This window comes from Streptomyces sp. HD (assembly GCF_028369295.1).
Lineage (GTDB): Bacteria > Actinomycetota > Actinomycetes > Streptomycetales > Streptomycetaceae > Streptomyces.
This window is the reverse complement of the sequence record NZ_JAQMYP010000013.1, coordinates 175706-184619: the sequence shown is the minus strand read 5'-3', so window position 1 is coordinate 184619 and position 8914 is coordinate 175706. Positions and strand designations below refer to the sequence as shown.

The 8914-nt window shown below is 70.5% G+C and carries 8 protein-coding genes; 4 read left to right on the top strand and 4 right to left on the bottom strand.

Going from position 1 to position 8914, the window contains the following annotated elements:
* Positions 1-91: 91 nt before the first annotated feature.
* The 4 genes from POF73_RS15760 to POF73_RS15745 all read right to left on the bottom strand — a co-directional run bounded on the left by POF73_RS15760 (position 92) and on the right by POF73_RS15745 (position 4984).
* Positions 92-1315: an MFS transporter gene (locus tag POF73_RS15760; RefSeq protein ID WP_272115389.1), complete on the bottom strand. Its 1224-nt coding sequence runs from the start codon at positions 1313-1315 to the stop codon at positions 92-94.
* A gap of 96 nt (positions 1316-1411) precedes the next feature.
* Positions 1412-2470, bottom strand: a complete 1059-nt coding sequence (locus POF73_RS15755; RefSeq protein ID WP_272115388.1) for an endonuclease/exonuclease/phosphatase family protein — start codon at positions 2468-2470, stop codon at positions 1412-1414.
* A 187-nt stretch (positions 2471-2657) separates the two neighbouring features.
* Complete coding sequence (locus POF73_RS15750; RefSeq protein ID WP_272115387.1) at positions 2658-3305, bottom strand: TetR/AcrR family transcriptional regulator; 648 nt, start codon at positions 3303-3305, stop codon at positions 2658-2660.
* A gap of 89 nt (positions 3306-3394) precedes the next feature.
* Positions 3395-4984 carry an MFS transporter gene (locus tag POF73_RS15745; protein WP_272115386.1) on the bottom strand — a complete coding sequence of 530 codons (1590 nt, stop codon included), beginning with the start codon at positions 4982-4984 and terminating at the stop codon, positions 3395-3397.
* A gap of 192 nt (positions 4985-5176) precedes the next feature.
* Here POF73_RS15745 and panB point away from each other — a divergent pair, with 192 nt between their 5' ends.
* The 4 genes from panB (at position 5177) to POF73_RS15725 (ending at position 8799) form a co-directional block, all read left to right on the top strand.
* The gene (gene panB / locus POF73_RS15740; protein WP_272115385.1) at positions 5177-6052 is read left to right on the top strand and encodes a 3-methyl-2-oxobutanoate hydroxymethyltransferase; all 876 of its coding nucleotides are present in this window, start codon (positions 5177-5179) and stop codon (positions 6050-6052) included.
* A 129-nt stretch (positions 6053-6181) separates the two neighbouring features.
* Positions 6182-6751 (top strand): DinB family protein, encoded by a 570-nt coding sequence (locus tag POF73_RS15735; protein WP_272115384.1) that lies wholly within the window; start codon positions 6182-6184, stop codon positions 6749-6751.
* 213 nt (positions 6752-6964) lie between these two features.
* On the top strand, positions 6965-7990 hold the full coding sequence (locus tag POF73_RS15730) for an ATP-binding cassette domain-containing protein (RefSeq protein ID WP_272115383.1): 1026 nt from the start codon (positions 6965-6967) through the stop codon (positions 7988-7990).
* The gene (locus tag POF73_RS15725; protein WP_272115382.1) at positions 7987-8799 is read left to right on the top strand and encodes an ABC transporter permease; all 813 of its coding nucleotides are present in this window, start codon (positions 7987-7989) and stop codon (positions 8797-8799) included. Before POF73_RS15730 ends, POF73_RS15725 begins: the two co-directional genes overlap by 4 nt.
* The last annotated feature ends 115 nt before the right edge of the window (positions 8800-8914 follow it).

Below are 8914 nucleotides of genomic sequence, written 5' to 3'. Positions count from 1 at the left end.
CCCCCCCCCCCCGCGCGCCCCCCCCCCCCCCCCCCCCCCCCCCCTCGTCGTAGCAGTCGTGAAGCCTTCGGCACGGGCCCCGGATCTGGTCTCAGGACCGCACCGTCTCCTCCTGCCGGGGAACGTGCCCGGCGACGACCCGCTCCCGGCCGGGCCGCGGTGCGGCGACGCGGCGGCGGTCCACCGCGTATGCGGCGCCCGCGACGCCCAGGCCCAGCGCGGCCAGGACCGCGCCCGCCAGTGCCGGGGACGTCACGCCGAAGCCGGCCGCGAGGGCCAGGCCGCCGATCCAGGCGCCGCCGGCGTTGGCGAGGTTGAAGGCGGCCTGGTTGGCCGAGGAGGCCAGGGACGGGGCCGAGGACGCCTTCTCCATCACCATCAGGTTGAGCGGGGAGCCGGTCACGAACGCCGCCATGCCGAGCAGGGTCACCGCCAGGGCCGCGCTCCACGCCGTGGACATCAGCAGCGGGAACAGCGCCAGGACCGCGACCAGGGAGAGCAGGCCCCCGAACAGCGTCTTGCGCATCGCATGGTCCGCCAGCCGCCCGCCCAGCAGGTTGCCGATGGTCGCTCCCACCCCGAACAGCGCCAGCAGCACCGTCACGCTGGCGTCGGCGTACCCGGCGGCGTCGGTCAGCATCGGTGTGACGTAGCTGTACGCGGCGAACAGCGCGCCGAAGCCCGCGACCGTCGTAGCCAGGGCGAGCCACACCGGCAGGGACCTCAGCGCGGCCAGCTCGCCCCGCAGTCCGGCGGACGGCGCCGGCACCCTGTCGCGCGGGATCAGCAGCGCGAGCGAGGCGATCGCGGCCAGGCCGATCGCGCTGACGCCCAGGAAGGTCGCCCGCCACCCCAGGTGCTGCCCCATGAGCGTGGCGACCGGCACGCCCGCGATGTTCGCGACGGTCAGGCCGAGGAACATCAGCGACACCGACCGGGCCTTGCGTTCCGGCGCGACCATGCCCGTGGCGACGACCGCGCCGACGCCGAAGAAGGCACCGTGCGGCAGGCCGGACACGAAGCGGGCCACGAGGAGCCAGGAGTGGTCCGGCGCGAGCGCCGACGCCGCGTTGCCCGCCACGAACAGCGCCATCAGCGCGATCAGGACCGTACGGCGCGGCATACGGGCGGTCACGGCCGCCAGCAGCGGGGCGCCGATGACGACGCCGAGCGCGTACGCGGAGACCAGGTGTCCGGCGGTGGGGATGGATATGTGCAGGTCGTCCGCGACTTCGGGCAGCAGGCCCATCATCACGAACTCGGTGGTACCGATGCCGAAGGCGCCCACGGCGAGGGCGAGCAGGGCCAGGGGCATGAAGAGAGCCGTACCTTTCGGGGGGGGAGCGGGTGTTCCGTACGAAGCTTATGTTCAGCTTGGGAACAAAAGGGCTCGCCCCCGGTATTCCTCGGGTTACGAGGACGTGTCGACCTTCACACGGGCGGCCACCGGAAGGTGGTCACTGCCCGTCTGGGGCAGCGTCCACGAGCTCTCCGGCTCGACGCCCTTCACCATGATCTGGTCGATCCGCGCCATCGGGAACGAGGCCGGCCAGCTGAACCCGAACCCGCTGCCCGCCGCGCCCTGCGTGGAGCGCATCTGGGCGGTCACCGCGTTGAGCGCGCGGTCGTTCATCGTGCCGTTCAGGTCGCCGAGCAGGACCACCCGCTGCTGCGGCTCGTCGGCGATGGCCTCGCCCAGCGCGTCGGCGCTCTTGTCGCGCTGCCTGGCGGTGAACCCGGCCTCCACCTTCACCCGCACCGACGGCAGGTGGGCGACGTACACCGCGACCTGCCCGGCAGGCGCCGTCACCACGGCCCGCATGGCGCGAGTCCAGCCCAGCTTGATGTCGACGGGCTTGACCCCGGTCAGCGGGTACTTGCTCCACAGCCCGACGGTGCCCTGCACCGAGTGGTACTTGTACGTCGACGCCAGCGCCTTCTCGTACATGGGCACGGCGGTGGCCGTCAGCTCCTCCAGGGCCACCACGTCCGCGCCGGACGCGGCCACGTCCCGGGCGGTGCCGGACGGGTCGGTGTTGTCCGCGTTGACGTTGTGCGTGGCCACCGTGAGGTCGCCGCCGGCGCCGCTCCGGTCGACGAGGAGGCCGCCGAAGAGGTTCAGCCACACGATCGCCGGGAGCAGCACGGCGATCAGCGCGGTCGCGGACCTGCGGACCAGGCCCAGCACGAGCAGCAGCGGGACGAGCAGCCCCAGCCAGGGCAGGAACGTCTCGATGAGGCTGCCGAGGTTGCCGACCGCGTTCGGGATCTGCGCGTGCAACAGCATCACCAGCGCGAGGATCACCGCGAGGGCGGCCAGTACGACGCCCCGCCGCCAGATACCGGGATCACCTCGCCAGCCGGCCACCAGGCCCTTCAGGCGGTTCTTCAGGCGCCGAAGCCCGGATCCCTGGCGCTCGGGCCCCGAGCCGCCGTTGTCCGTCTCCGTCACGTACGCCTGCTGCGCCATACCGTCGCCTCACTACCTGCCGTGCACACCGTCGTCCCCCCGCGCCCACAGAAACCCTAGGGGATGATCGGTTCCGATCCCGCCGTCCCATGACGGCCGTACGGGGGCGAGGACGTACAAGTCGCCTTCCCGAGTTCCGGTCACGGCAGGGGAAAGCGCGCTCTGTGACGAAACGCGCACATGCGATCTACGGGGTGCGCGAACTGACGGGTCGTAGACCTTCGAGGACGGCGTCGACGATCTGCTCCGACAGTCCCTCCGGGAGGTCACCGTCCGCGCGCATCACGGTGTCCGCGCGCATCACGGTGCGCATCAGCATCGGCCCTATGAACAGGTCGTTCATCAACTCGGCGTCGATGTCGGCGCGCAGTTCGCCGTTCTCCTGCGCGCGCAGCAGCAGCGCGACCTGCTTTCTGCGGCGCGGCTCGACGACGATCGTGTGGTAGGCGTCCCAGAGCTTCGGACTGCTCTTCACCTGGGCGAAGACGCTGCGCAGCAGGGCCGACGAGCGGGTCATCAGCCCTCGCTGGCGCATCTGCTCCAGGAACGCCACGAGGTCGTCCCGCAGCGAGGTGCCCGGGAGTTCGGGGTCCGGCGGTTCCGCGGTGCGTACGACGTCGATGAAGAGCTCCTCCTTGCCGCTCCAGCGACGGTAGATGGTGGCTTTGCCGACGCCGGCCGTGCGAGCGATGCGCTCGATGGAGAGCTCCGCGAGCGGTACGCCTTCCTCCAGCAGCTTCATGACGCCCTCGATGATGGACCGCTCCACGGCCTCGCTGCGGGGGCGGCCCCGGGTGGGGCCGTCCGGCCGGGGCTGGCTGTCGGCGAGGCTCACTGGGTTCGGTCCTTTCCGTGGGCTGGGCTGATTCTCCCCCGGGTACGGCGCCGTCGTGTGCGAGGACAACGGCGGCGCGTGTCCTCGTCCTACTCCGTGGCCGCCAACTCCCGCTCCGGCTCTCCCTCCTGAGGCTCCGTCGGCCGCCCCGGCAGGAACAGCGCCACCACCACCGCGCCGAGCACCGCGACGCCCGCTCCCCACAACGCCGTCACATGCATGGCGTGCAGGAAGGCGTCGTGGGCCGGACGGACGAGGGCCTCGCCCTGCTGTCCGAGCCTGGCGGCGACACCGAGGGTGGCCTCGACGGACTCGCCCGCGGTGTGCCGTACGCCTTCCGGCAGCACCGTGAGCCGGTCCTCGATGCCGCTGCGGTAGGCGGTCGACAGGACCGAGCCCAGTACGGCGATGCCGAGGGCGCCGCCGACCTGGCGGAAGGTGTTGCTGAGCGCGGACGCGGCGCCGGCCTTCTCACGGGGCAGGGCCTGCATGATGACCACGCTGATCGGGGTCATGATGTGTGCCATCGCGGCGCCCATCAGGAAGAACACGACCTCCAGGAGCCAGATCGGCGTGTCCGTCTCGAACGTCGCGAACGCGGCCAGGGTGGCGGCGATGAGCAGCATGGCGCCGGTGGTCGTGGCCCGGTTGCCGAACCGGTCGACCAGGAGCCGGGCGCGCGGCGCGAAGATCATCTGGGCGGCGGCGAGCGGCAGCATCAGCAGACCGGTCTGCAGGGGCGAGTAGCCGCGCACGCTCTGGGTGTAGAAGACCGAGAAGAAGGTCACGCCCATGAGGGCGAAGAAGACCAGCGCGATGACGCCGACGGCGGCCGAGAAGACCTTGTTCCTGAAGTACGTGACGTCGATGGACGGATGGTCGCTGCGCTTCTCGAAGACGACGAACCCGGCCAGGACGGCGAGACCGGCGGCGATCGTCGCGAGCACCGTCGGGTCGGTGAAGTCGGCGAGCTGACCGCCCTTGATGATGCCGTAGACCAGCAGGACGAGTCCGACGACGGAGAGCACGACCCCGATCGGGTCGATCCGCCCCGGGTTCGGGTCTCGGGAGTCGGGCACGAGCCACAGCATCAGCGCGAGCGCGAGCAGCACGATCGGCACGTTGATGAGGAAGACGGACCCCCACCAGAAGTGGTCGAGCAGCACACCGCCCGTGATGGGCCCGATGGCGATGGCGAGTCCGACGCCGCCGGCCCAGATGCCGATGGCCTTGGGCTGCTCGTCGCGCTCGAAGACGTTCATGAGGACGGCGAGGGTGGCCGGCATGACGAAGGCGGCACCGAGGCCCATCACCGCGCGGAAGGCGATGAGTTCGCCGGGCGAGCCGGAGAACGCGGCGAGCGCGGAGCCGATGCCGAACACGGTGAGCCCGCCGAGCAGGACCTTCTTGCGGCCGAGCCGGTCACCGAGGAGACCGGCGCTGAACAGGAGGCCGGCGAAGACGAGGGTGTAGGCGTTGATCGCCCACTCCAGCTCACTCTGGGTGGCGCCGAGGCCGGTCGGCGCGGGGGTCGAGATGGTCTTGATGGCGACGTTCAGGATCGAGTTGTCGAGGACGACGATCAGCAGGCTGAGCATCAGCACGCCGAGGATCGCCCAGCGGCGCCGGTGCACGGCCTCGGGTATCCGGGGGCCGGTGTCAGGGGCGGGAGAAGTCATGTCGTCGAGCCTAGGCGAGTTTCGATACGGCACCGTCTCGTATCGTAAGTTTTTACCGAGACCTTACGTGGCACCCCTGCGGGGCGGAACTCACATAGGGGGGCCTGGCTCTGGTCGGCACGAAGTGCCACCATGGAGGAGATCCGGGGACGCCGTCAGGGCGCTTCGAGATGACAAGAAGGAGCCGTTGCAATGACGCAGCTTTCGGCTGCCCAGACGCCTCAGGCGAAGACCTCCGACGGCAGCAAGGCGCTGTACGGAGGGAAGGGCACCCGCCGCATCACTGTCCGGGACATCGCCCTCGCCAAGGAACGCGGCGAGAAGTGGCCCATGCTCACCGCGTACGACGCGATGACCGCGTCCGTGTTCGACGAGGCCGGCATCCCGGTCATGCTCGTCGGGGACTCCGCGGGCAACTGTCACCTCGGGTACGAGAGCACCGTGCCCGTCACGCTCGACGAGATGACCATGCTGTCGGCCGCCGTCGTACGGGGCACCTCGCGCGCCCTGATCGTCGGCGACCTGCCCTTCGGCTCCTACCAGGAGGGCCCGGTGCAGGCGCTGCGCTCGGCGACCCGGATGGTCAAGGAGGCCGGGGTCGGCGCGGTGAAGCTGGAGGGCGGCGAGCGCTCGTACGACCAGATCCGGCTGCTGGTCGAGTCCGGCATCCCGGTGATGGCCCACATCGGCCTGACCCCCCAGTCCGTCAACGCCATGGGCTACCGCGTCCAGGGCCGCGGCGAGGAGGCGGCCGCGCAGCTGCTGCGGGACGCGAAGGCGGTCCAGGACGCGGGCGCGTTCGCGGTCGTCCTGGAGCTGGTGCCGGCCGAGCTGGCGGCCGAGGTGACGCGGGTCCTGCACATCCCGACGGTCGGCATCGGCGCCGGACCGGAGACGGACGCACAGGTCCTGGTCTGGACGGACATGCTGGGTCTGACCGGCGGCCGCGTCCCCAAGTTCGTCAAGCAGTACGCCGACCTGCGCGAGGTCATGGGCAGCGCGGCGAAGGCGTTCGCGGAGGATGTGGTCGGCGGAACGTTCCCGCAGGAGGAGCACTCCGTCCACTGACGACCACCACCGGGCCGACGCCCCTGAACCACTGCGGCACCGAGCGCCCCGCCGATCTTCCCCCGTCGGCGGGGCGTGCCCTTGCCCGGGCCGAAACTCGATGGCGGGCCCCGCTCCTCCCGCAGCAGCATGGTCCGCATGACTGACGAACCCGCACGATGGAGCCGCGCGACCACCTACCCCGACATGTGGGTCGACCCGGACGACGACCCCCGCAACAACGACGGAGTCAGTCCGGACGGCGAGCTCGGGACGCTGCTGGACTTCCTCACGAACTACCGCATCACCCTGCGGATGAAGTGCGAGGGCCTGGACGCGGAGCAACTGGCCCGCCGGTCGGTGCCGCCCTCGACGATGTCGCTGCTCGGCCTGGTCCGGCACCTCGCCGAGGTGGAACGGGACTGGCGCAACTGGATCACCGAGGGCGAGCCGCTGCCGAAGCTGTACGGCGATCCCGACGGGGACTTCCTGGGAGCCGTCGCCGAGCAGTCCGTGGTCGACGCCGCGTACGCCGATCTGGAGCGCGAGCAGGCCGCGACCGACGCCGCGCTGGCCAGGCACCCGGATCTGGGCGAGCGGCTGGGCAAGGAGGGGTTCGCGGTCCGGGAGCTGCTGGTGCACCGGATCGAGGAGTACGCCCGGCACTGCGGCCACGCCGACCTGCTGCGCGAGTGCGTCGACGGACGGGTGGGCCAGTGACGCGGGCCTGAGCGCTCCGCGGGCAGAGCCGCGATCGGCCGTCGATCACCTGCGGGCCCGTCGTGGCTGGTCGCGCTCACACGGCGGTAGCCGCAGATCGACAGCAGCCCCGTGCCCCTTCGGGGCGCGGCCGAACCGCCACTGTCGGCGCCGTGTAGGCCATGTCGGCGATCTGTCGGCCGTTTGTCGGTACTCCCTGACACCGTCGTCGGCATGACGCGAATCGACAAGAACCCCGGCGGCGTGAGCAGCGCCGTGTCCGTGCGGGGGTTGGTCAAGCACTACGGCGAGACCAAGGCTCTGGACGGTGTTGACCTCATGGTGCGCGAGGGCACCGTCATGGGCGTGCTCGGGCCGAACGGCGCCGGGAAGACCACCCTGGTGCGGATCCTGTCCACGCTGCTCGCGCCGGACGCCGGTGAGGCCACCGTCGCCGGTTACGACGTGCTGCGCCAGCCCCGGCAGCTGCGCCGGGTGATCGGGCTGACCGGGCAGTACGCCTCGGTCGACGAGAAGCTCCCCGGCTGGGAGAACCTGTATCTGATCGGGCGGCTCCTGGACCTGCCCCGCAAGGAGGCACGCGCGCGTGCCGACGCACTGCTGGAGCGGTTCTCGCTGACCGAGGCCGCCAAGCGGCCGGCCGGCACCTACTCCGGCGGTATGCGGCGGCGGCTCGACCTGGCCGCCTCGATGATCGGGCGGCCCAAGGTGCTGTTCCTCGACGAGCCGACCACGGGGCTCGACCCGCGGACCCGCAACGAGGTGTGGGACGAGGTCAAGGCCATGGTCGGGGACGGCGTGACCGTGCTGCTGACCACCCAGTACATGGAGGAGGCCGAGCAGCTCGCCTCCGAACTGACCGTCGTGGACCGGGGCAAGGTCATCGCGGGCGGCGGCATCGAGGAGCTCAAGGCCAAGGTCGGCGGGCGCACCCTGCGCGTCCGGCCGACCGACGCCCTGCAACTGCGGCCGCTCGCCGGGTACCTGGACGAGCTCGGCATCACCGGGCTCGCCACCACCACCGTGGACACCGAGACCGGCACGCTGCTCGTCCCGGTCCTCAGCGACGAGCAGCTCACCGCCATCGTCGGCGCCATCACCGCGCTCGGCATCACGCTCGCCTCCATCACCACCGAACTGCCCAGCCTGGACGAGGTGTTCCTGTCCCTCACGGGCCACCGCGCCAGTGCCCCGCAGGATGCCCTGCCCACCGACGACCGCGAGGAGGTCGCCGTATGAGCGCCGCCGCCACTGCCACCGTCTCCGACGCCCGTATTCCGCTGCGGGCACATCTGCGGCACACCGGCGCACTGATGCGCCGCAACCTCCTGTGGATCCGGCAGGACCCGGAGTCGATGTTCGACGCCATCCTGATGCCGATCGTCTTCACCCTGCTGTTCGTGTACGTCTTCGGCGGCTCGATCGGGCAGGCGCTCGGCGGCGACCAGGGGGACTACGTGCAGTACGTCGTGCCCGGCCTGCTTGCCATGACGAGCATGACCATGTCCCAAGGAATCGGAACGGGCTTCAACCAGGACTTCAACAGCGGCGTCATGGACCGCTTCCGCTCACTGCCCATCGGCCGTGGCTCAGTGCTGCTGGCCAAGATCGCGGTCGAGCTGCTGCGGATGCTGTTCGCCACAGCGATCCTGCTCGTGGTCGGCGTTCTCGTCGGCTTCGACATCACCAACTGGCCCGGTCTGTTCGCCGCTGTGAGTCTGTCCATCGCGTTCGGCTCGTCCCTCATGTGGGTGTTCCTGCTGCTCGGGGTGACGTTGAAGAGCGCCCAGTCGGTCCAGGGGATGGGCTTTCTGATCCTGATGCCCTTGCAGTTCGGCTCGTCGATCTTCGCGCCCCCGAACTCCATGCCGGGCTGGTTGCAGACGTTCACCGACTACAACCCGCTGTCCAACCTGGCCGACGCGGCCCGGGGCCTGATGACGAGCGGGCCGGTCACGTTCGATCTGTGGATGACGTTGTTCTGGACCGCGGCCATCACAGCGGTGGCGGCTCCGGTCGCTCTCCGCAGATTCAACGCCGCCGACTGAGCAGCCTCCCGACGATGACCTCGAAGCCGCCGGTCCTGTCCCCGAACATGCGGACAGGACCGGCGTTCGCCTGCAAAACACCATATCCATGCTTTGAGCAGATTGACCGATTCAC